Source organism: Micromonospora sp. RP3T, from assembly GCF_003027925.1.
Classification (GTDB): domain Bacteria; phylum Actinomycetota; class Actinomycetes; order Mycobacteriales; family Micromonosporaceae; genus Micromonospora.
The window spans coordinates 1-22001 of record NZ_PYPS01000059.1 but is presented as its reverse complement, the minus strand read 5'-3'; the positions used below and the strand labels follow the sequence as shown (position 1 = coordinate 22001).

At 74.2% G+C, this 22001-nt stretch carries 20 protein-coding genes and 2 pseudogenes; 12 read left to right on the top strand and 10 right to left on the bottom strand.

Going from position 1 to position 22001, the window contains the following annotated elements:
* Window positions 1-5: 5 nt before the first annotated feature.
* Both C8054_RS30310 and C8054_RS30305 read right to left on the bottom strand, forming a co-directional pair.
* A complete protein-coding gene (locus tag C8054_RS30310; protein ID WP_107162583.1) occupies window positions 6-743 on the bottom strand; it encodes a cellulose binding domain-containing protein in 738 nt (245 codons plus the stop codon).
* A 259-nt stretch (window positions 744-1002) separates the two neighbouring features.
* Window positions 1003-1245, bottom strand: a complete 243-nt coding sequence (locus C8054_RS30305; RefSeq protein WP_146180009.1) for a hypothetical protein — start codon at window positions 1243-1245, stop codon at window positions 1003-1005.
* 152 nt (window positions 1246-1397) lie between these two features.
* On the opposite strand from C8054_RS30305, the gene C8054_RS30300 reads away from it, so the two are divergent.
* Both C8054_RS30300 and C8054_RS30295 read left to right on the top strand, forming a co-directional pair.
* A complete protein-coding gene (locus tag C8054_RS30300) occupies window positions 1398-1901 on the top strand; it encodes a hypothetical protein (RefSeq protein ID WP_107162581.1) in 504 nt (167 codons plus the stop codon).
* 25 nt (window positions 1902-1926) lie between these two features.
* Window positions 1927-2736, top strand: a complete 810-nt coding sequence (locus C8054_RS30295) for an Fpg/Nei family DNA glycosylase (protein WP_107162580.1) — start codon at window positions 1927-1929, stop codon at window positions 2734-2736.
* Window positions 2737-2759: 23 nt separating this feature from the next.
* On the opposite strand, the gene C8054_RS30290 is transcribed toward C8054_RS30295, so the two are convergent.
* The 4 genes from C8054_RS30290 to C8054_RS30275 form a co-directional block, all read right to left on the bottom strand.
* On the bottom strand, window positions 2760-3635 hold the full coding sequence (locus tag C8054_RS30290; RefSeq protein WP_107162579.1) for an aminoglycoside phosphotransferase family protein: 876 nt from the start codon (window positions 3633-3635) through the stop codon (window positions 2760-2762).
* A 79-nt stretch (window positions 3636-3714) separates the two neighbouring features.
* A complete protein-coding gene (locus C8054_RS30285) occupies window positions 3715-4665 on the bottom strand; it encodes a hypothetical protein (RefSeq protein ID WP_107162578.1) in 951 nt (316 codons plus the stop codon).
* A gap of 105 nt (window positions 4666-4770) precedes the next feature.
* Window positions 4771-6144: an FAD-dependent oxidoreductase gene (locus C8054_RS30280; RefSeq protein WP_107162577.1), complete on the bottom strand. Its 1374-nt coding sequence runs from the start codon at window positions 6142-6144 to the stop codon at window positions 4771-4773.
* 41 nt (window positions 6145-6185) lie between these two features.
* On the bottom strand, window positions 6186-7334 hold the full coding sequence (locus C8054_RS30275; protein WP_107162576.1) for a glutamate--cysteine ligase: 1149 nt from the start codon (window positions 7332-7334) through the stop codon (window positions 6186-6188).
* 210 nt (window positions 7335-7544) lie between these two features.
* Here C8054_RS30275 and lysX point away from each other — a divergent pair, with 210 nt between their 5' ends.
* Both lysX and C8054_RS30265 read left to right on the top strand, forming a co-directional pair.
* On the top strand, window positions 7545-10856 hold the full coding sequence (gene lysX / locus C8054_RS30270) for a bifunctional lysylphosphatidylglycerol synthetase/lysine--tRNA ligase LysX (protein WP_233220244.1): 3312 nt from the start codon (window positions 7545-7547) through the stop codon (window positions 10854-10856).
* Between the two features lie 111 nt (window positions 10857-10967).
* Window positions 10968-12392, top strand: coding sequence for a carbohydrate-binding protein (locus tag C8054_RS30265; protein ID WP_107162575.1), 1425 nt, complete (start codon window positions 10968-10970; stop codon window positions 12390-12392).
* A gap of 70 nt (window positions 12393-12462) precedes the next feature.
* Here the strand turns inward: C8054_RS30265 and C8054_RS30260 are convergent, their stop codons facing one another.
* Complete coding sequence (locus C8054_RS30260) at window positions 12463-13125, bottom strand: DedA family protein (protein WP_107162574.1); 663 nt, start codon at window positions 13123-13125, stop codon at window positions 12463-12465.
* Window positions 13126-13204: 79 nt separating this feature from the next.
* A complete protein-coding gene (locus C8054_RS30255; protein ID WP_107162573.1) occupies window positions 13205-13804 on the bottom strand; it encodes a DUF1349 domain-containing protein in 600 nt (199 codons plus the stop codon).
* A 54-nt stretch (window positions 13805-13858) separates the two neighbouring features.
* Between C8054_RS30255 and C8054_RS30250 the strand changes: the two genes are divergently transcribed.
* Entirely contained in the window at window positions 13859-15511 is a 1653-nt protein-coding gene (locus C8054_RS30250) for an alpha-amylase family protein (RefSeq protein WP_107162572.1), read from the top strand.
* 56 nt (window positions 15512-15567) lie between these two features.
* Window positions 15568-16326 carry a 3-oxoacyl-ACP reductase FabG gene (gene fabG / locus C8054_RS30245; protein ID WP_107162571.1) on the top strand — a complete coding sequence of 253 codons (759 nt, stop codon included), beginning with the start codon at window positions 15568-15570 and terminating at the stop codon, window positions 16324-16326.
* A 94-nt stretch (window positions 16327-16420) separates the two neighbouring features.
* Here fabG and C8054_RS30240 read toward each other — a convergent pair whose 3' ends face one another.
* Both C8054_RS30240 and C8054_RS30235 read right to left on the bottom strand, forming a co-directional pair.
* The gene (locus tag C8054_RS30240; RefSeq protein ID WP_107162570.1) at window positions 16421-16837 is read right to left on the bottom strand and encodes a hypothetical protein; all 417 of its coding nucleotides are present in this window, start codon (window positions 16835-16837) and stop codon (window positions 16421-16423) included.
* Window positions 16830-17225 (bottom strand): hypothetical protein, encoded by a 396-nt coding sequence (locus tag C8054_RS30235; RefSeq protein ID WP_199199984.1) that lies wholly within the window; start codon window positions 17223-17225, stop codon window positions 16830-16832. The genes C8054_RS30240 and C8054_RS30235 overlap by 8 nt, the downstream gene beginning before the upstream one ends.
* Window positions 17226-17374: 149 nt before the next feature.
* On the opposite strand from C8054_RS30235, the gene C8054_RS30230 reads away from it, so the two are divergent.
* From C8054_RS30230 to C8054_RS30205, 6 genes and pseudogenes are all read left to right on the top strand, one after another.
* Window positions 17375-18271, top strand: a complete 897-nt coding sequence (locus C8054_RS30230; RefSeq protein ID WP_107162568.1) for a Gfo/Idh/MocA family protein — start codon at window positions 17375-17377, stop codon at window positions 18269-18271.
* Window positions 18272-18627: 356 nt separating this feature from the next.
* Window positions 18628-19413 (top strand): annotated as a pseudogene (erm, locus tag C8054_RS30225) (ErmE/ErmH/ErmO/ErmR family 23S rRNA (adenine(2058)-N(6))-methyltransferase); the annotation flags it as partial.
* Between the two features lie 106 nt (window positions 19414-19519).
* Entirely contained in the window at window positions 19520-20149 is a 630-nt protein-coding gene (locus C8054_RS30220) for a sigma-70 family RNA polymerase sigma factor (RefSeq protein WP_107162566.1), read from the top strand.
* Entirely contained in the window at window positions 20146-20883 is a 738-nt protein-coding gene (locus C8054_RS30215) for an anti-sigma factor (RefSeq protein WP_107162565.1), read from the top strand. The genes C8054_RS30220 and C8054_RS30215 overlap by 4 nt, the downstream gene beginning before the upstream one ends.
* A gap of 87 nt (window positions 20884-20970) precedes the next feature.
* Window positions 20971-21606 (top strand): fasciclin domain-containing protein, encoded by a 636-nt coding sequence (locus C8054_RS30210; RefSeq protein ID WP_107162564.1) that lies wholly within the window; start codon window positions 20971-20973, stop codon window positions 21604-21606.
* Window positions 21607-21637: 31 nt separating this feature from the next.
* Window positions 21638-22001, top strand: a pseudogene (locus C8054_RS30205) (molybdopterin-binding oxidoreductase); the annotation flags it as partial.

The following is a 22001-nucleotide window of genomic DNA, read 5'->3' as shown; positions in this document are numbered from 1 at the left end:
GCCGGTCACCGACCGCAGACCGGCGTGAAGCCGCTGGACCAGCCGCTGACGGCCACCATCAGCCCGAACGTCGTCGAGGTGCCCGGCGTCAGCGTTTCGTTCCAGGAGGCGTTGCGGACCGTCACGTTCTGGTCGGCGCTCTCGGCCACCCCGCCCCAGATCGACTGGATGCGCTCGTCACCGGACCACCGCCACGAGACCAACCAGCCGCGCATCGGCTCGGTCCCGGTGTTGCGCACGGTGACCGTGACGATGAAGCCGCCGTACCACCTGCTGTCGATGGTGGCCGTCGCGGCGCACGTCGATGTCGGCAGCGTCCGCGCCGGCCCGCCGACGAGGTACGGATCGCGCGTGCCGTGCGCGTCGCTGAACCGGAACCAGTAGTCGGTGTCGGGCGTCAGCCCGTCGACCGTCACCGTCCCGAAGAGTTCCGGCCCGGAGACCGCCTCGGCCACCGGGTTACGCCACCCGGTGGCGTCCTCGCGGCTGGTGAAGAGGGTGACGACCATCGGCGGGTCGTAACCGCAGGGCGGGCGGAGCAGGATCGAGTACCTGACGGTGAGGCTGGTGGCGGTGGCGCCGGTCACCTGGCCGCTGACCGGCAGCGCCGGCGGGCACGCCAGCGTCGGTGTGGGCGCGGGTGTCGTCAGGACGGTGGCGGGCGACTGGGCGGCACCGGTCGAGGCGGCCAGGCCGGTCAGGGTGAGGGCGGCGGCCAGAGCCGCGCCGAGGGTACGAATCATCTGCGCTCCTGAGCTGAGCTGCGGGCCCCGCGGCGCGATCGGCGGTGGTGGCGTTCAACCGCCCCGGTGGCGCAACGGCGGCACGGCGGACTGCCGGAGAGGACTGCCCGGCGCCGGGTGGCGCACCACCCCGCGCGTCACTCTCCTGCTGGATCGAGCGGCTCGCACCGGCTCCCGAGCGCGACCGGAGTCAGTCTGGCATTCGACAGACGTCGATTCAATGACGTCCCGTGCCGTGGTCGCGGGCTGGCGACGCGGCCTAGTCGGGCGCGATGCCGTGGGAGCGGAGAATCTGACGCACGCGCTCACGCGTGTAACCGGTGACCCGCACGATGTCGACTTGGCGCATGCCGCCCCGGGACGCCTCGACGATCGCGGTGGCGAGCTGGTCGCGTGCCTCGGTGACCTTCTCGCGATCCTCGGCCGCGCGCTGGGCGGAGGCAGCGGCGGTCGCCTGCGCCAGGTGAAACGCGCGCACCGCATCCGCCAGTCGGTTGGCCATGCCACAGATGATCCCATCGGCCAAATGCTGCGTAAATTTCGCGATTGCCATTGGCCAACAGCGAACGGAGAAAGTTACTTGATGAGGCCAACTGAACACTGATAGTTTGGCACTGAGTCAGGCGACCTCAGCCACCCACGAGGAGGCGACCAGTGAGCAACCTACCCACCCTGCCCGAGTGCGGCGCACCGGCGACGCTGCGGATCGAGCTGTACACGACGGACTCCCTGGACGCCTGCGCGTACACCTGCGCGGCGCACACCCCGCACGCGGTTGGCGCGCTCGGCCGGGCCGGGCTGGACGCGTACCCGATCGGTCTGGGGCCCGGGGTGTCGCGGCCCTGCGGGCACGTGTTCGTCTATCCGACCGGTGCCCTCGCCGCCCCGGACGACCTGGCCCATCCGCGCTGGTGCGACCGGGACCGTTGCCGGCTCCGCGGCCGGCACTGTTCCCGGGCCCGCCGGGTGGACACCAACCGCGCGGAGTCGTCGGTCGTCGAGGTCGGGCTGGTGCGGGCGCTGCATCCCGCCGCCGAGACGATGGTGAGCCTGAGCGGCGCGGCCTCCGCCGTGGTGTTGTCGGTCGGGCAGGCGCGGGTGCTGCGGTACCGCCTGGCCCACCTGCTCGACCTGGCGGCGGTCGGCCGGCAGCGGTGAGCACCGCTGACTACGCTTGGCACCTGTGCCAGAGGGACACTCCATCCACCGCCTCGCCGCCCGCCACGCCGAGTTGTTCGCCGGCGACAAGGTGCACGCCGACAGCCCGCAGGGGCGCTTCGCCGAGGGCGCGGCCCGGCTCACCGGCACCGTCCTGGACAGCACCGAGGCGTACGGCAAGCACCTGCTGCACCACTACGCCGGCGAGTTGACGCTGCACGTGCACCTCGGGCTGTACGGCAGGTTCGCCGACGGGCCGGGGGAGCCGCCGGCCCCGGTCGGTCAGCTTCGGCTGCGCCTGCACAGCGACCGCAACTGGTTGGAGCTGCGCGGCCCCGCCGCCTGCGAGCTGCTCACCCCGCCCGAGGTGGCGGCGCTGCGCGGCCGGCTCGGCCCCGACCCGCTGCGCGCCGACGCCGACCCGGACCGGGCGTACGCGCGGATCCGGCGCAGCCCCACCCCGCTCGCCGCGCTGCTGCTGGACCAGTCGGTGGTGGCCGGCACCGGGCTGATCTTCGTGACCGAGGCGCTGTTCCGTGCCGGGCTGCCACCGCTGCTGCCCGGGCGGGAGCTGACCCCGGCCGGCTGGGCGGAACTCTGGGCGGACCTGGTGGTGCTGATGACCCGCGCGGTCGGGCGCGGCCGGATCGACACCGTGCGCGACGCGGACCTGCCGGAGGCGACCGGTCGGGCGCCGCGCGTCGACCGGCACGGCGGCGAGGTGTACGTCTACCGCCGCCCGGGCGCGCCCTGCCACGTCTGCGGCACCCCGGTGAGCCGGGGCACGCTGGCCGGCCGCAACCTCTACTGGTGCCCCACCTGCCAGGCCGGCTGAGCCACGTCTCGTTCCAGGCTCGGTCACGTCTCGTCGAGCAGCCAGCGGGCCGCCTCGATGTTGCCGGGGAAGACCTCGTCGCCGCCGACGCTCCAGGCCAGCGTCTGGCCGATCGCCCAGCCGCGGACCCGGGCCCGGTCCAGGCCCAGCTCGGTGCTGAGCCGGTCGAGCCGGCGCCGCACCGCCGTGGGGGAGTGCCCCAGCTCGGCGCCCCGGACCAGCGGCACCACCGCGAACTCCCGCTCGCCGACGAGCGGCTTCGGGTCGATGACCAGCCACGGCTCGCGGTCGGCCGCCAGCACGTTGCCGGCGTGCAGATCCTGGTTGACCAGCACCTGTTCGCCCTGGTCCGGGGCCAGTTCGGCGAGCAGGCCGAGCGCGGCGTCGAGCAGTCGCCGCTCGTACGGCCGGTTGGTCCGCCGCCAGTTGGCCGGCATCCGCTCGGCCCAGCCGGCCGCCTCCTCGGCGAGCGGCGTGAACGGCGGGCCGGCCGGCACCGCGAGCCGGGGCAGCAGGTCGACCGCGGCGTCGAGCGCTTCGTCGAGCGCCAGCGTGTGCAGCGGTACGCCCGGGTCGCAGCGCTCGACCAGCAGCGCGCGACGGTCGGCGTCGTGGGCGAGCAGCCGGATCGCGCCCCGGCCCGCCCAGTGTGCCAGCGCGGTGCCCTCGTGGACGCTGTCGTCGTCCGGGTACTGCAGTTTCAGCACCGCCCGCGTGCCGTCCGGCAGCTCGGCCGGCAGGGCCAGCGAGGCGAACGCGTAGGCGAACGGCGGCCCGACGGCCGTCAGCTCCCATTGCGCCACGCACTCCGCCAACCGGTCCGGCAGCTCCGCCAGCCAGGCCCGCCCGAGCGGCGTCCGTTCGGTCCACCGCAACCCTTCCGGGATCTCCCACCGCATCCGGCCATCCTGCCCGAGCCCGGCCGTCGGTGTGGGTGCACCTGTGGTCGCCAGAGCGACAACAACTGCACCCACCGGTTCAGGGGTGCCACCCGGCGGCGGTCAGGGCGGCGCGGAGCTGGGCGGCCACCTCGACCGGACGGTGGCGCACGTCGAACGCGGTGAAGCGCAGGATGCGGTCGCCCTCGATCCAGACGCGGTTCTGCCGGCGCAGGTCCGCCGCCCAGTGCCGGACGTCCATGTGGTGCGCGCCGTCCACCTCCACGTGCAGCCGCCAGCGCCGCCAGTACGCGTCCAGGTAGCGCTGCCGGCCGTCCGCGTCCCGGCGGCGCTCCTGTCCCTCGGGGACGGGCAGGCCGTGGCGGCGGCAGAGTCGCACCAGGTCGATCTCGGACAGCGCCTCCGCGCCGCCGGCCACGTCGTGCAGCGTCTGCCGGATCAGGCGGCGCCGTCGCGCCTGGGGCAGCCGGTCCAGCACCGCGCCCAGCTCCGCCGGGGTGGCCCGCCGCTGTTGGCAGCCGGCCGCCACGATCTCCTGCGCCTCGTCGTCGGTGCCGGCCCAGCCCGCCGCGTCCACCAGCGAGCGGGCCATGCCGGTGCGGTGCGGTCGGCCCGGCCGGCGGTCGGCGTGGCACAGGTGACGTACCCGGTGGACCCGCACCGCCGGCAGGCCCAGCGACAGCCGGCGCAGCAGGTCGGCCGCCCGGCGGTCGTGTGGCACCAGGACGTCGAGCGCGGCGTACCGCCAGGTGCCGCGCAGGCCGCCGGCCCGCGCGGCGGCCAGCCCGGCGAGCACCGCGCCGTCGCCCGCCGCCAGCACCGCGATCCACCACTGCTGCTCCCGGGTGTACGGCCCACCCGGCGCGGCGCACACGATCCCCCGGCACACCCGGTGCCAGCGACCGCTCGCCACCAGGTGTCGCACCCGGCCCGGCGTCAGCACCTCCGTCGCCTGGGCCCAGGTGAGCACCCCGGACTGCCCGAGCAGCAACCACTCCAGCCGTGACGCGTCGTCCCCGGATGCCCGCACCCGCCGATTCCACCGCGCCCGGGCGGCGCGCGTCCGCCCCGTCACGGCGGAAGGCGTTAAGAAGGGGCCCCGCCTATGCGGAAGGCGTTAAGAAGGGGCCCGGCCTTACGTCTCGGCGAGGGCGTCGACGGCCTTGCGGGCGGCGATCAGCACCGGGTCCCAGACCGGGGCGTACGGGGGTGCGTAACCGAGGTCGAGCGCGGTCATCTCGTCCACCGTCATGCCGTTCCACAGCGCCACGGCCAACGCGTCGATCCGCTTGGCCGCCTCGGACCAGCCGACGATCTGCGCCCCGAGCAGCCGACCGCTGGGCCGCTCGGCGATCAGCTTCACGGTCATCTTCTGCGCGCCCGGGTAGTAGCCGGCCCGGTTCGTCGACTCGGCGATCACGGTGACGAACTCGAACCCGGACTCGGCGGCGTCCCGCTCGCGCAGCCCGGTGCGCCCGACCTCCAGCTCGCAGACCTTGGTGACGGCGGTGCCGATCACGCCGGGGAACGTGGCGTACCCGCCGCCGATGTTGATCCCGGCGACCCGGCCCTGCTTGTTGGCGTGCGTGCCGAGCGGGACGTGCACCGGCATGCCGCTGACCCGGTGCAGGCTCTCCACGCAGTCGCCGGCCGCCCACACGCCGGGCACGCCGGGCACCCGCATCCGGCGGTCCACCCGGATCGCGCCGGACGGCCCGAGCGGCAGGCCGGCGGCCTCGGCGAGCCGGGTGTTGGGGCGTACGCCGAGACCCAGCACCACGACGTCGGCCGGGATCGGCCCCTCGTCGGTGACCACCGCGGCGATCCGGCCGTCCCGTTCCTCCAGGCCGGTGACGGTCAGCCCGGTGCGGATGCCGATGCCGACCCGACGCATCGCCTCGCCGACCAGTTCGCCCATGTCCGGGTCCACGGTCGCCATCGGCTGCGCGGCCTGCTCGACCAACTGGACGGTGAGCCCGCGCTGCACCAGCGCCTCGGCCATCTCGACGCCGACGTAGCCGCCGCCGACCACCACCGCGTGCCGCGGCCGGGGCTCGCGTTCGAGCCAGTCGAGCAGCGCGGCGCCGTCGTCGAGCGTCTGCACGCCGAACACGCCGGCCACCTCGTCGCGGGCCCACTCCGGCTGCACCGGGGTCGCGCCGGTGGCGTACACCAGGGTGTCGAAGCCGGCGCGGACCTCGCCGCCGCCGTCGAGGTCCCGGGCGACCACCTCGCGGCGGTCCAGGTCGATGGCGGTGACCTCGTGCCGGGTCCGGACGTCGATGTCGAAGTCGTCGCGGAACGCGGCCGGGGTGCGGGCGACGAGCTGGTCGCGTTCCGGCACCAGGCCGCTCACCCAGTACGGGATGCCGCAGGCCGAGTAGGACGTGAAGTGCCCCCGCTCGAACGCGACGATCTCCAGGTCCGCCCGGTCGCGGCGGCGCCGCGCCTGGGAGGCCGCCGACATGCCGGCGGCGTCCCCGCCGACGACGATCATCCGCTCCGCCACGCCGCTCATCCTGTCACGCCCCGACCGGGCCGCGGGGTGGCTCAACCACGGGTCTGCCGGGCCACGTCCGCGACCACGTCGACCAGCTTGCCGGTCTTCGCGAACACCGCCCGCTGCCGGGCCGCGCCGCTGCCGTGCCGGCGCAGGCCGTCCAGCAGCTCGGTCACCCGGTCGAGGTCGCCGTGCCGTTCCAGCTCCGGGCGGATCCGGTCGACGAGTCGCTCCAGCAGCTCCCAGGCCGGGCGCAGCTCGCCGTCGGTCAGGTCGACGCCCTGACCCTCCAGCCCGTCGTGGGCGGCCCGCCAGTGCGCGGCGACCAGCAGGTGATGATCGGTGTTGACGGCCCGCCGGCCGGCCGCGATGTCGGTGAGCGCGGTCGCGACCAGGCCCCGGACCAGCGCGGCCACCAGCACCGCGTCGTCCACCGACGGGCAGACGTCGCCGATCCTGATCTCCACGGTCGGGTACTTGGCGGAGAGCCGGGCGTACCAGTAGAGCATTCCCTCGTCCAGCATCACGCCGCTGGCGATGAGCTGCCGGATCAGCCGCTGGTAGTGCTCGTGCGACTCCAGGTAGGGCGTGGGCGCCACGGACGGCCAGCGTTCCCACTCGATCGAGCGCCAGCTCGCGTAGCCGGTGTCCTCGCCCCGGGAGAACGGGGAGTTGGTGGTGACCGCCTGGAGGATCGGCAGCCAGGGGCGGACGTGGTTGAGTACCAGCACGCCGGTGTCCGGGTCCGGCACGCCGACGTGCACGTGCATGCCGTTGTTGCCCGGACCGGGCACCAGCAGCCGGAACCGTTCGATCATCCGGTCGAAGCGCGGCTTGTCCACCACCGCCGGCACCGGTCCGTCGACCGGCCCGGTGCCGATCGCCAGCAGGCGTACGCCGGCCCGCTCGGCCGCGTCGGCCAGCTCGGCGCGGAGCACCCCCAGCGAGTGCCGGATCGAGGACAGCTCCAGCCCCGGCGGGCTGCCGATCTCGATCTGGCTGGTCTGGAACTCGCGTTCCACCTGGCCGCGCAGCTCGGCCGGCACCTGTTCCATCACCAGCTCGACGGCGGGCACGGCGGTCCCGGTGTGTGGATCGGCGAGCAGGAACTCCTCCTCCACGCCGACCGTCAGCAGGTCCGTCCCGCCCTCGGCGGCGTGCCGTTCCCGCTCCGCCACTGAGCCGCTCATCGCCACCACCGTCTCTTTCCGACCGGCCGCGACACCGTGCCGCGTGGTCGACGCCCTGTTACCCACCGTGTCGATGCCCGGAAACGCGTCGGACGGCGTGTCGGCCCGATCCGCCCGGTCGGTTGTGCGCCGCCGTGCCCCGGAGGGCCGTCGGGTGACGGGACGCGGGACTACGATGAGCCGGCCCGGCGGGCGGTCGCCGGGCCGGAGGAGGTCGTGGTGACTCCGAACGGCACGTCGCGCACGGTGACCGGTGTTCGCGCCCAGGTTCCGCGCGGCTTCGCGATCCTGCTCGCGGTGATCGCGGCGGTGTGCGCGTTGGCGGCGCTGAGCAGCGCGGTGGCCGCCGACGTCCAACCGGTCCGCACCGCGATCGACGCGCTGCTGGTGCCCGCGCCGGCGAACCTCGCGTACGCGGTCTTCCTCGGCGTCCTGGCCGCCGCCGCGCGGCGGCGCAAGCGGCTGGCCTGGTGGGTGCTGCTTGTCTACTTCAGCCTCACGCTGGTGGTCGGCCTGACGGCCGGTGGGCTGCTGCTGATGGTGGGCGCCAACGAGCTGAACCACGCCGCCGGCCAGCGCCTCTTCGGCACGCTGGAGACGATCGGCGTCTGGGTCGGCATCGCGTTCGCCGCCGCCGCGGTGGCGCTGCTGGTGGCCGCGCGGCGGGAGTTCTACGCCCGGGTCCGGCCCGGCAGCACCTGGCGGGCGCTGGGCGTGCTCGCCGGCCTGGCCGCCGCCTTCGTCGGCCTGGGCTATCTGCTGCTCCTGGTCGAGCCGGGCAGCCTGCACACCTGGTCGGACCGGCTGGGCTACGCGGTGGAGAAGGTCTTCGGTGGCGCGATCACGCTGGACCTGACCCGTCGCGGCCAGGCGCCCGGCTGGGTCAACCTGCTGCTCGGCGCGTTCGGCGCGGCGGCGTTCCTGGCCGCGCTGTTCACGCTGGTCCGCTCGCAGCGGGCCAACGCGGTGCTGCACGCCGGTGAGGAGGAGCGGATCCGGGAGCTGCTGGCCCGGCACGGCGAGCGGGACTCGCTCGGCTACTTCGCCACCCGGCGGGACAAGGCGGCCGTCTTCTCGGCCAGCGGCAAGGCCGCGCTCACCTACCGGGTGGTCAACGGCGTCAGCCTGGCCAGCGGTGACCCGGTCGGCGACCCGGAGGCGTGGGGGCCGGCCATCGAGGCGTGGCTGGAGCATTCCCGGGCGTACGCGTGGACGCCGGCGGTGCTCGGCGCCAGCGAGGCCGGCGCGCGGGCGTACCGCCGGCACGGCCTGAAGGTGCTCCAGCTCGGCGACGAGGCGATCCTGCACACCCGGGAGTTCGACCTGGACGGCCGGGACATGCGGCCGGTCCGGCAGGCGGTGCACCGGGTCGAGCGGGCCGGCTACACCGCCCGGGTCCGCCGGCACGCCGAGATTCCGCCGGAGGAGCTGGCCGAGGTGGCCGGGCTGGCCACCGCGTGGCGGGACACCGGGCACGAGCGCGGCTTCTCGATGGCGTTGGGCCGGCTCGGGGACCCGGCCGACGGTGACTGCGTGCTGGTCGAGGCGTGCGACGGCGCGGGCCGGGTGCGCGGGCTGCTCTCGTTCAGCCCGTGGGGCACGCACGGCGTCTCGCTGGACCTGATGCGCCGGGACCGCGCCGCCGAGAACGGCGTCACCGAGTTCATGGTGGCCGCGCTGCTGGCCGCCGGCCCGCGCCTCGGCGTCGACCGGGTGTCGCTCAACTTCGCCGCGTTCCGGTCGGTGTTCGAGCAGGGCGCGCGGATCGGCGCCGGTCCGATCATCCGGGCCTGGCGGCACACGCTGCTCTTCTTCTCCCGCTGGTGGCAGTTGGAGTCGCTCTACCTCTCCAACGCGAAGTACCAGCCGCACTGGACGCCGCGTTACCTCTGCTTCGCCGAGCGCCGGGAACTGGCCCGGGTGGGTCTCGCGGCGGTCGCCGCGGAGGGCTTCCTGGCCCTGCCGGGTGGGCGGCCCACGCCGCTGCACGGGGTCCCGCCGGCCGGCGGCGGGATCGGCTACGTGCCGCCGGCCGCCGCGGCGGTCCGGGCCGTCCCGCCGGAGCCGCCCGCCGCGCGCCGGCCGGAGCAGATCCGGGTACGCCTGGCGAAGCTCGACCGGCTGCGCGCGGCCGGCGTCGACCCGTACCCGGTGGGCTATCCGCGCACCGCGAGCTGCGCGGCGGTGCGGGACCGGCACGCCGCGCTGGCCCCGGACACCGGCGCCGGCGAGACGGTGGCGGTGGCCGGGCGGGTGCTGCTGGTCCGCGACCACGGGCGGGTCCTGTTCGCCACCGTGCGGGACGGCAGCGGCGATCTTCAGGTGATGCTGGAGCACGACCTGGACCGGTGGCGGTCGACCGTCGACATCGGCGACCACGTGGGCGTCACCGGCGAGGTGTACGCGACCCGGCGCGGCGAGGTGTCGGTGCGGGTGACCGGCTGGGAGCTGACCGCCAAGTGCCTGCGCCCGCTGCCGGACAAGCACCACGGGCTGGCCGATCCGGAGGCCCGGGTCCGGCAGCGGTACCTGGACCTGGCGCTGGACCCGGCGGCCCGGGAAATGGTGCGGGCCCGGAGCGCGACGCTGCACAGCCTGCGCGCCGGCCTGGCCGGGCGGGACTTCCTGGAGGTGGAGACGCCGATCCTGCAACGGGTGCACGGCGGCGCGAACGCCCGCCCGTTCGTCACCCACATCAACGCGTACGACCTGCGGTTGAGCCTGCGGATCGCGCCGGAGCTGTATCTGAAGCGGCTCGCCGTGGGCGGCATCGAGCGGGTCTACGAGCTGGGCCGGGCGTTCCGCAACGAGGGCGTGGACGCCACCCACAACCCGGAGTTCACCGTGCTGGAGGCGTACCAGGCGTACGCCGACTACCAGGACATGCGGGTGCTGGCCCGGGAGCTGATCGTGGCGGCGGCGACCGCGGTGCACGGTGCGCCGGTGGCCCGCCGGCCCGACGGCGAGCTGGTCGACCTGGGCGGCGAGTGGCGGGCGGTCACGGTGCACGAGGCGGTCTCGGCGGCGCTGGGCGAGGAGGTCACCGCCGACACCGAGCTGGCCGCGTTGCGCAAGCTGGCCGACGCGGCCGGGGTGCCGTTCGATCCGCGCTGGTCGGCCGGCGCGGTGCTGCTGGAGCTGTACGAGCGGCTGGTCGAGGCGCGTACCGAGGCGCCCACGTTCTATCTCGACTTCCCGACCGAGGTGTCGCCGTTGACCCGCCAGCACCGGCGTGATCCCCGGTTGGCCGAGCGCTGGGACCTGGTGGCGTACGGGATGGAGCTGGGCACGGCGTACTCCGAGCTGGTCGATCCGACCGAGCAACGGCGGCGGCTCACCGCGCAGTCGTTGCAGGCGGCCGGCGGCGACCCGGAGGCGATGGAGCTGGACGAGGACTTCCTCACCGCGCTGGAGTACGCGATGCCGCCGACCGGTGGGCTGGGGCTCGGCGTGGACCGCCTGGTGATGCTGCTGACCGGCCGTTCGATCCGGGAGACGTTGCCGTTCCCGCTGGTCCGCGAGTCCTCCTGATCGTCGCCGCCACCGGCATTCATTGAAGATTGTTGACAAATGCGGGGGCGGGCGCGTACAAATCGCTCTCAGAGAGCGCTCTCCGCCCCGTCCCCGCAGAGAGGCACCCCGATGAACCCGATTCCGGCGGCCCCGGCCGCCCCCACCACCGTGCCCCGGTCCCACCGCCGGCTCGCCCTGGCCGCGACCGTGCTCGCCGCCACCACCGCGCTCGCCGGCGTCCAGATGACCGCGCAGGCCGCCGTGCCGTCCCCACCCGCCGGGTGGAACCTGGTGTGGAGCGACGACTTCACCGGCGCGGCCGGCACGCTGCCGTCGTCCGCCAACTGGATCGTCGACACCGGCACCAGCTACCCGGGCGGCCCGGCCAACTGGGGCACCGGCGAGATCCAGACCTACACCTCCAGCACCGCCAACCTGTCCCAGGACGGGGCCGGCAACCTGCGCATCACCCCGCTGAAGGACAGCGCCGGCCGCTGGACGTCGGCCCGGATCGAGACGGTACGCAGCAACTTCAAGCCGGCGAGCGGCGGTGTGCTGGCGATCGAGGGCCGCATCCAGATGCCCAACGTCACCGGCGCGGCGGCGGCCGGCTACTGGCCGGCGTTCTGGGCGCTCGGCTCGCCCTACCGGGGCAACTACCAGAACTGGCCCGGCATCGGCGAGTTCGACGTGATGGAGAACGTCAACGGGATCAACTCGGTCTGGGGCGTGCTGCACTGCGGCGTCGCGCCGGGCGGCCCGTGCGACGAGTTCAACGGCCGGGGCGCGTCCCGGGCCTGCCCCGGGAGCACCTGCCAGTCGGCGTTCCACACCTACCGGTTCGAGTGGGACACCTCGGTGAGCCCCCAGCAACTGCGCTGGTACGTCGACGGCCAGCAGTTCCACACCGTCACCCAGACCCAGGTCGGTGAGCCGTACTGGACCCAGATGACCAGTCACGCCGGCTACTTCCTGCTGCTCAACGTGGCGATGGGCGGCGGCTTCCCGAACGGCGTCGCCGGCTCCGCCACGCCGACCGCGTCGACCGTGTCCGGCCGACCGATGCTCGTCGACTACGTGGCGGTCTACTCCCGGGGCGGCGGGAGCAACCCGTCGCCGACGCCGACCACGCCGCCGCCGGGCGGGGTGCGGGACGCGTACGCGACCATCCAGGCCGAGTCGTTCAACGCGCAGAACGGCGTGCAGGTGGAGACGTGCGCCGAGGGCGGGCAGGACATCGGCTTCCTGGCCAACGGTGACTGGGCCCGCTACGACAACGTGGACTTCGGCTCCACGCCGCCACGGGACTTCGTGGCCCGGGTCGCGTCCGGCGCGGCGGCCGGGGTGAGCGGCCTGGTGGAGGTGCGGGTGGACAGCCCGACCGCGACACCGATCGGCAGCTTCGCGGTCGGCAACACCGGCGGCTGGCAGACCTGGACCTCGGTGCCCGGCAACGTGGGCGCGGTGACCGGCCGGCACACCGTCTATCTCACGTTCAGCAGCGGCCAGCCGTCGGACTTCGTCAACGTCAACTGGTTCACGTTCCGCCGCTGATGTGTAAGGCGGGGCCCCCGCTTAACGCATTCGGATGTGGCGGGGGCCCCGCTTAACACCTCGCCGACGGTCAGCGCCCGGTGGTCACCGACTGCCGGGCACGCCGCCGGCGCACCTTCTTCGCCGCCCAGCTCACGATCATCACGCCGAAGACCGCGAAGATCGCGTAGTTGAACCACTGGCTGTAGCGGTCGACGTCCTCCCAGCGCGAGCCGAGCAGGAAGCCGGCGCCCACGATCAGCGTGTTCCACACCCCACTGCCGAGCGTGGTGAGCAGGATGAACTCGCCCAGCGGCATGCGGTTCGCGCCGGCCGGGATCGACACCAGGCTGCGCACCACCGGCACCACCCGGCCGATCAGCACCGCCCAGCGGCCGTGCCGCTCGAACCAGCGGTCCGCCTTCTCCAGGTCCTCCAGGTCGACCAGCGGGATGTGGTCGAGCCACCGCTTGAGCCGGTCCTCGCCGAGCGCCGCGCCGAGCCAGTAGAGCACCAGCGCGCCGAGCAGCGAGCCGGCGGTCGCGGCCAGCACGATCACCACCACGTTGAACCGGCCCTCGGCGGACAGGTAGCCCGCCATCGCCAGCACGATCTCGCTCGGGATCGGCGGGATGATGCTCTCCAGCGCCACGAGCAGCGCCACGCCGACCGCGCCCCACGCGTCGATCACGCTCGCCACCCACCCGGTCAGCCCGGTGAACTGGTTCGGATCGACGTTCTGGGCGAGGGCCATGGCGGTCCTTCCACACGGGGTGCCGGAGATCCGGGGGTAGTACCCGGGTGAGCTTTGCTCACACCCGCCGGTGACCGGGCTAACCCTCCGGGTGCAGCGCCTCGTCCGCCGGCCCCCACCGCCAGCCGGTGAAGCGGACCAGCAGGCCGCCGTGGCTGGGCGAGCAGCAGTACGGCCCGGCCGTCGCCGTCGCCGCCGGGTCGAGCGGCGCGACCCGCACCAGCCGCCACGGCTCGCCGTCCACCCGGGCGCGGACCGTCAACGCGTCGCCGGCCCGGCTCACCCGGACCGTCACCTCCCGCCCCGACCACTCCGGCACCGGCGCCACCGACCAGTCGGAGAACTCGTCGGTCACCACGGCGCCGACCTGCGGTACGCCGTCGCTCACCTCGACCCCGGCCTTCGTCCACCGCCGCTCGTCCACCCGCACCAGCACGCCGGCCTGGTCGAACTGCGCGGCGTAGTCGAGCCGGAACGACACCTCCACAGCGGTGTCCCCGGCGAACGGCGCGAGCAGCGCCGAACCGTCGTCGTGCACGAAGCCGTAGCTGGTGCGCCGCCAGAAGTCGCTGCCCCCGCGCGGCTCGACAAGCAGCCCGCCGTCGACCGCCTCGGCCCGCTCCGGCGGGTTGAGCCACGTGCCGCCGGACCAGTCGGTGCCCGATGCGTCCTCGCTCATGGGGGCACGGTACCGGGGTTTGCCGGCGCGGGCGTTCGGAGAAGTAGAGCCCGCATGGGTGACAGGTGGTATCAGGAGGCGGTCGTCTACTGCCTCGACGTCGACACGTACGCGGACTCCGACGGCGACGGGGTGGGTGACTTCCAGGGGCTGATCGGCCGGCTGGACTACCTGGCGCGGCTGGGGGTGACCTGCCTCTGGCTCAACCCGATCCATCCGTCCCCCAACAAGGACGACGGGTACGACGCGACCGACTTCTACAACGTCGACCCGCGGCTCGGGACGCTCGGCGACTTCGCCGAACTGCTGCACCAGGCGCAGAACCGGGGCATTCGGGTGATCATCGATCTGGTGGTCAACCACACCTCGGACCAGCACCCGTGGTTCCAGTCCGCCCGGTCCTCGCCCGACTCGCCGTACCGCGACTGGTACGTCTGGGCCGACCACGAGCCGGACGACCGGCACCAGGGCATGGTGTTCCCGGGCGAGCAGCACGAGACCTGGACCTACGACCGGACCGCCAAGGCGTGGTTCTACCACCGGTTCTACAAGTTCCAGCCGGACCTGAACATCGAGAACCCGAAGGTCCGCGCGGAGATCAAGAAGATCACCTCGTTCTGGCTCCAGCTCGGCGTCTCCGGGTTCCGGATGGACGCCGTGCCGTTCATCATCGAGAAGACCGAGCCGGGCAACCCGAACGCGACCAAGGACTTCGAGTTCCTCACCGACCTGCGCCAGCACGTGCAGTGGCGACGCGGTGATGCGGTGCTGCTGGCCGAGGCGAACGTCGAGCCGGACCAGTTGCCGGTCTACTTCGGCGACGGCAGCGGCTCGGGCAACCGGATCCACATGCTCTTCGACTTCATGATGAACGGCAGGCTGATGCTCGCGTTCGCCCGGGAGGACCCGGAGGCGATCATCGACGCGTTGCGCGACACCCCGAAGCTGCCGACCGGCGGCCAGTGGGCGACGTTCCTGCGCAACCACGACGAGATCGACCTGTCCCGGCTCACCGCCGACCAGCGCAACGACGTGTTGGCGAAGTTCGGCCCGGACGAGAACATGCAGCTCTACGGCCGGGGCATCCGCCGCCGGCTCGCGCCGATGCTCGGCAACGACCGCCGGCACATCGAGCTGGCGTACGCGCTCCAGTTCTCGCTGCGCGGCACGCCGGTGCTGCGTTACGGCGAGGAGATCGGCATGGGGGAGGACCTGACGCTGAAGGGGCGCGACGCGATCCGTACCCCGATGCAGTGGTCCTACAAGGAGAACGCCGGCTTCTCCACCGCGGAGCCGGAGAAGCTGGTCCGCCCGGTGATCGACAAGGGTGAGTACGGCTACCAGCAGGTAAACGTCACCGCCCAGCGCAAGGACCCGCGTTCGCTGCTCGGCTGGTTCGAGCGGATGATCCGGACGCTGCGGGAGGCCCCGGAGGTCGGCTCCGGCAGCACCACCCACATCGACGTGCCGATGCCGCCGGGCGTGCTCGCGCACCGCGCCGACGGGCGGACCGGGACCATGGTCTTCCTGCACAACCTCGGCACCGAGGACGTGGAGGTCGACCTGAGCACCCTGGCGCCGGAGGCGGACCTGCCGATCGACGTGCTGAGCGACCGCAACTACGACGAGGTGGGCAAGCTCGACCGGCTGAAGCTGAACGGCCACGGCTACCGCTGGATCCGGCTCTGCCGGGGTGGGGCCCTCTGATCGACGCGACGGCGGGTTAGGCTCCTCCGATCGAGCCAAGTTACCGGGAGGTAATCATGTCGGAGGAGCCCCGCGTCGCCATCGTGACCGGAGCCGCACGCGGCATCGGCGCGGCCACCGCCCGCCGGCTGGCCGCCGACGGCATGGCCGTCGCCGTGGTCGACATCGAGGAGTCGGCCACCGCGGAGACCGTCGACGGCATCGTCGCCGCCGGCGGTCGGGCGCTCGGCGTCGGCGCGGACGTGGCCGACCGGGCTCAGGTCGAGGCCGCCGTCGAGCGGGTCGCCGCCGAGCTGGGTGCGCCGACCGTGCTGGTCAACAACGCCGGCGTGCTCCGCGACAACCTGCTGTTCAAGATGACCGACGCCGACTGGGACACGGTCCTGGGCGTGCACCTGCGCGGCGCGTTCCTGTTCAGCCAGGCCACCCAGAAGCACATGGTCGAGCGGAAGTGGGGCCGGATCGTCAACCTGTCCAGCACCTCCGCGCTGGGCAACCGGGGCCAGGCGAACTACGCCGCCGCCAAGGCCGGCATGCAGGGCTTCACCAAGACGCTCGCCATCGAGCTGGGCCCGTTCGGGGTGACCGTCAACGCGGTCGCGCCGGGCTTCATCGTCACCGACATGACCGCGGCCACCGCGGCCCGGATGAAGGTCGAGTTCGCCGCGCTCCAGGAGCACGCCGCCGCCGAGATCCCGGTCCGCCGCACCGGCCGCCCGGAGGACGTCGCGCACACCATCTCGTTCCTGGCCAGCGAGGGCGCGTCCTTCGTCTCCGGCCAGGTCATCTACGTAGCCGGCGGCCCCAAGGACTGACCACCCCGCCCCGCTCCCCGGCGATGGCCCCTCTTTCCCGGAAAGAGGGGCCATTCCGCGTTCCATGGCCACGCTTTCCGAGAAAGCGCGCGATTCAGGCGGGGGCGCGGCGGGTGCGGTAGAGCCAGAGGAGGCCTAGTGCGGGCAGCACCAGCGGGATGTAGCCGTAGCCGCTGCCGAAGTCGGACCAGACCGTCTCGTCCGGGAACAGCTCCGGGTCGGCGATGCTCAGCACGCCCACCGCGAGCACCCCGACCAGCTCCACCGAACAACAGGCCAGCGCCACCCGGCGGCCGGCGTGCCCGGCCCGGGCCAGCCCGACCGCCGCCACGATGTAGATCAGCGCGGCCAGCGCGGAGAGCAGGTACGCCACCGGCGCCTCGTCGAACTTCGTGGCGATCTGGAGCCCGGCCCGCGACGTCGCGGCGATGGCGAAGAGGATGTAGACCGCGATCAGCAGCCGCCCCGGCCCGCGGTTGGTGGCGCGTTCGGGCGCCCGGGTCTCAACCACCGACGACCTCCCAGGTCTGCTGCAACCGCACCACCACGACCGGCGTGACCAGGCAGATCGCGCAGACGATCGCCGAGCCCCAGCGGGTCGGCTCCATCCGGGCCAGCACCCAGGCCAGCGGCGGCAGGCAGACCAGCGTCACCAGGTAGCCGAAGAACGCCCCCGGCTCGCCCGGCCGGTCCCCACCACCGAGGGCGACGAGCGCCACCACGGTCAGCGCCAGCAGCGCCACCTCCACCACGGCCAGGCCGGCGAACTGGATCCGGTCCGGCGGCTGCTGGCGTACGGCGGCCACCAGGGCCCAGACCGCGACCGCCAGCGACAGCACGATCGCGATCGTGGGGAGGAACCCGTCCACCGGCGAGCCCGCCGCCGCGGCGCTGGTCATCGACGCAGTGTCGTTCACCGGCCCAGCCTACTAAGTCGTGTAGTAGCCGGCCCTCGCGCGGGTCGGGGCGCGCCGGCCGGGGAGGACGACTAGCGTGGCTCACGGTCCCGGCGTACGCCGGTGGCCCACGACGACGGCAGGGGGCAGGGGTGCGCTTCGGGTTGTTCGGCACCGGTCACTGGGCGGCGGAGACGCACGCCGCCGCCATCGACGCCCACCCCCGGGCCCGACTGGCCGGCGTGTGGGGGCGCAACCCGGCGAAGGCGGAGGCGCTGGCCACCCGGCACGGGGTGCCGGCCTTCACCGACGTCGACGCGCTGCTCGACGCCGTCGACGCGGTAGCCGTGGCGCTCCCGCCCGACGTGCAGGCCGACATCGCGGTCCGGGCCGCCACCGCCGGGCGGCACCTGCTGCTGGACAAGCCGCTGGCGCTGAGCCTCACCGACGCCGACCGGGTGGTCGCCGCCGCCGAGGCGTCCGGGGTGGCCTCGGTGGTCTTCTTCACCCAGCGCTTCCACCCCAACGTCACCGGCGTCCTCGCCTCGGCCGCCGCGGCCGGCGGTTGGCAGCACGCCCGGGGGACCATGTTCGCCTCGATCTACCAGCCCGGGAACCCGTACGGCGACTCGCGGTGGCGGCGCGACCGGGGCGCGCTGTGGGACATCGGCCCGCACGCGTTGTCACTGATCCTGCCGGTGCTCGGCCGGGTCACCCGGGTCGCCGCGATGGACGGCCCGAGCGGCCTGGTGCACCTGCTGCTCACCCACGACGGTGGCGCGACGAGCACGCTCTCCCTCACCCTCGACGCGCCGGCCGAGGCGGTCACCCGTGACTTCGTCCTGTTCGGCGCGAACGGCACCGAGAGCATCCCGCCCGGCGACGGCAGCGCGCTCCAGGCGTTCGGCGCCGCGCTCGACCAGTTGCTGGCGGAGGTGGACGCCGGCACCCGCGACCACCGCTGCGACGTGCGGTTCGGCCGGGACGTGGTGGCGGTGCTCGACGCCGCCGAGACCGCCCGGGCGCAGGGACGCACTGTCGACGTGTGAGAAAACCCGTCGCGGGGTGGCGGGCCGGCCGCTAGCGTCGCGCGCATGTGCACGCATGCCCTGATCGACGTGGCCGTCCCGCCGGCCGCGTCCGGGCTCCTTCTGGTCGCCCGCCCGCGGGTCCGGCGCCCGGCCCTGGCCGGCCGGGACGCCCACCGCGCCTGACGCTTCGCGTCCCGACCACCTTCCAGGGCCGTCCGAGTCCCGATCCGCTCGGACCGCCCGCCCGATCCACGCCGGCTCGTCGAGCCCGGCGGCGTCCGGCTCCGTCGGATCCCGCCGCCGCCCCGGCGTGGCGTCGGCCTCTACGCAGCGGTCCGTATCCGTCGCCGTCCGGCGACAGACAGGACGAACCCGTGGCGCCCCGCCGACTCCGCACCACCGCACGCGACCGGTCCCGTCGCGTACTGTCCCAGAACTTCCTCGCCGATCCGGCCGCCGTCGCCCGGATCGTCCGGGCGGCCCGCCCCGGCCCGGCCGACCTGCTGCTGGAGGTGGGCGCCGGCCGCGGCCAGCTCACCCGCCCGCTCGCCGCGCGGTGCGGGCGGCTGATCGCGTACGAGGTGGACCCGGCCGTGTTGCCGGAGCTGACCGCGAGCTGCGCGCCGCTGCCGCACGTCGAGGTCCGGGCGGCCGACTTCCTCTCCGCGTCGCCGCCCGGGGAGCCGTTCTCGGTGGCCGGCAACATCCCCTGGTCGCTGACCGCCGCCGTGGTCCGCTGGTGCCTCGCCGCGCCCGGACTGCGCGCGGCCACGCTGCTCACCCAGCTCGACTACGCCCGCAAACGCGCCGGCGACCACGGCCGGTGGAGCCGGCTCACGGTGCTCACCTGGCCGGACCACCACTGGCGGCTGGCCGGGCGGGTGCCCCGGGACGCGTTCCGGCCGGTGCCCGCCGTGGACGGCGGCATCCTGCGCCTGGAGCGCCGGACCGTGCCGCTGCTGGCGCCGGGCGTGCTGCCCGCGTACCGGAGGATGGTGGAGCTGGGCTTCGGCGGGGTCGGCGGCTCGCTCGCGGCCTCGCTGCGCACCGCACACCCGCGCCGCCGGGTCGACGGCGCGCTACGGGCCGCCCGGATCGCGCCGGACACCCCGGTCGGGCTGGTCTGGCCCGAGCAGTGGCTGGTGCTGTTCCGCCTCCTGCACGCCGCCGACCCGGGTCGGGCCGGGAATTCGGGGCCATCCGCGCCGGCGTCCGCTCCGAATGCCTACCGTGCTGGCAGACGGAGCGGACGGAAGGCGGGACCGGATGACCGAGGGCGACAGCGCCGGTGACGTGCCGGGGCGGTCGAGGCTGCACGCCGTGCCCCCGGCCGCCCCGGACCCACGGGCGGAGACCGACGGCCTGCTGCGGGCGGTGGCGCGCGGCGACGAGGCGGCGTTCGAACGCCTCTACGACATCGTGTCGCCCCGGGTCTACGGGCTGGCCCGACGCGTGCTCCGCGACCCAGCGCAGGCCGAGGAGGTCGCGCAGGAGGTGCTGGTCGAGGTGTGGCGCACCGCCGCCCGCTTCGACCCGGCCAAGGGCTCGGCCACCGCCTGGGTCTTCACCATCGCCCACCGCCGGGCCGTGGACCGGGTCCGGTCCGAGCAGGCCGGCGCCGAACGCACCCGCCGTGTCGCCGCCGGCTCCGTCGAGACGCCGTACGACGAGGTGGCCGAGGAGGCGGCGGCCCGCCTGGAACGGCAGCAGGTGCGGCACTGCCTGGACGTGCTCACCGAGATGCAGCGCGAGGCGATCACGCTGGCCTACTACGGCGGGCACAGCTACCGCGAGGTGGCCGGCCTGCTGGGCACCGCGTTGCCCACCGTCAAGACCCGCATGCGGGACGGGCTGATCCGTCTCCGCGACTGCCTGGGAGTGGAGTTCAGCCGATGACCGACATCCACGCGCTCGCCGGGGCGTACGTGCTCGACGCGGTGGACGACGTCGAGCGGGCCGCGTTCGTCAGGCACCTGGCCGGCTGTGAGAGCTGCGCCCTGGAGTTGGCCGAGTTCCACGAGACGGCGGCCCGACTGGCCGACCCGACCTGGTCCGTGCCGCCGCCCGCGTTGCGCACGTCGGTGCTGGCGGAGATGCGGCGTACCCCGCAGGAGCGACAGGGCCCGGTCGGTCGGGCGGCCCGCGGCCGGGCCGGGGGGTGGCGCCGCCGGGCGGCCGTCGCGGCCGCCGCCGTGCTGCTGGTCGGCGGCGCGGGCACGGCCACCTGGACCGTCCAGGAGCAGCGGGTACGCGACGCGCGCACCGAGGCCGGCGCGGCGCGGGACGAGGCGGGCCGGATCCGTGCCGTGCTGGCCGCGCCGGACGCGGTGGTCCGGACCGGAGCGGTTCCGGCGGGCGGCCGGCTCACCGTGGTGGCGTCGCCGAGCCGGAACGAGGGAGTGGCGCTCCTCGACGGGTTGACCGTCCCCGCCGCCGGCCGGGCCTACCAGCTCTGGCTGATCGACGGCGCGACGGCCACCTCGGCCGGCGTGCTGCCGGCCGGCCGGGGTGGCGGTTCGACGCTGCTGTCCGGGGTGCGGGGCAAGGGTCTCCTCGGGGTGACCGAGGAGCCGGCGGGCGGGTCGGCGCGGCCGACCATGACCCCGTTGGTGGCGGTCGCGCTCGCCTGATCTTTTTCGCGGATCGACCCATCCGCGGGCCGGTGGGCACCGAATCCCTTCCAGACCGACAGTTCACCATCTGAAGGGATTTACCTGATGCGTCCCATGAAGCTCACCGCCGTCGCCCTTGCCGCCACGCTCAGCCTCGGACTCGCCGCCTGCGGCGGAGACGGCGACGACAGCGGCGCCGCCGCGCCGGCCAGCAGCGCCCCGATGAGTTCCGCGCCGGCCAGCAGCGCTCCGGCGATGGCCGACGGCCAGTTCGGACCCGGCTGCGCCGCGGTGCCGACCGACGCGACGAACCCGGGCAGCTTCGCCGCCATGGCCAAGGTGCCGGTGGCCACCGCCGCGTCCGGCAACCCGGTGCTGAGCACGCTGGTCACCGCCGTCAAGCAGGCCGGCCTGGTCGACTCGCTGAACAGCGCGCAGGGCCTCACCGTCTTCGCGCCCAGCAACGACGCGTTCGGCAAGCTGCCCAAGGCCGACCTGGACAAGGTGCTCGCCGACAAGAAGATGCTGACGGACGTGCTGACCTATCACGTGGTCGAGGGCCGGCTCGGCCCGGACCAGCTCGCCGGCGCGCACAAGACGCTCCAGGGCGGCGAGGTGACGGTCGCCGGCAGTGGCACCGAGTTCACCGTGAACGGCAACTCCATGGTGATCTGCGGCAACGTGCAGACCGCCAACGCGACCGTCTACATCGTCGACTCGGTCCTGATGCCGAAGTCCTGACGCGGCCGGCGATCGGCGAGAGGAGAGACCGATGATCCGCCGTACCCTGGCGGCCGCCGGGACGGGCCTGCTCGTGGCCGCCGCCGGGGTGGCGGTCGCGGAACTGCTCGCCACCGCCGTCCGCCCCCAGGCGGCGCCACTGGTCGCGGTCGGCGGCGCCGTCGTGGACGGTGCGCCGACCCCGGTCAAGGAGTGGGCGGTGCGCACGTTCGGCACGTACGACAAGCCGTTGCTGCTGGGCGGCATCGGGCTGGCGCTGGCCCTGCTGGCCGCGCTGACCGGGATCGCCGCCCGCCGCCGCCCGGCGCTCGGCCCGCTCGGGCCGGCGGTGCTCGGGCTGGCCGGCGTCGGCGCCGCGCTGACCCGACCCGACGCCGGCCCGGCCGACGCCCTGC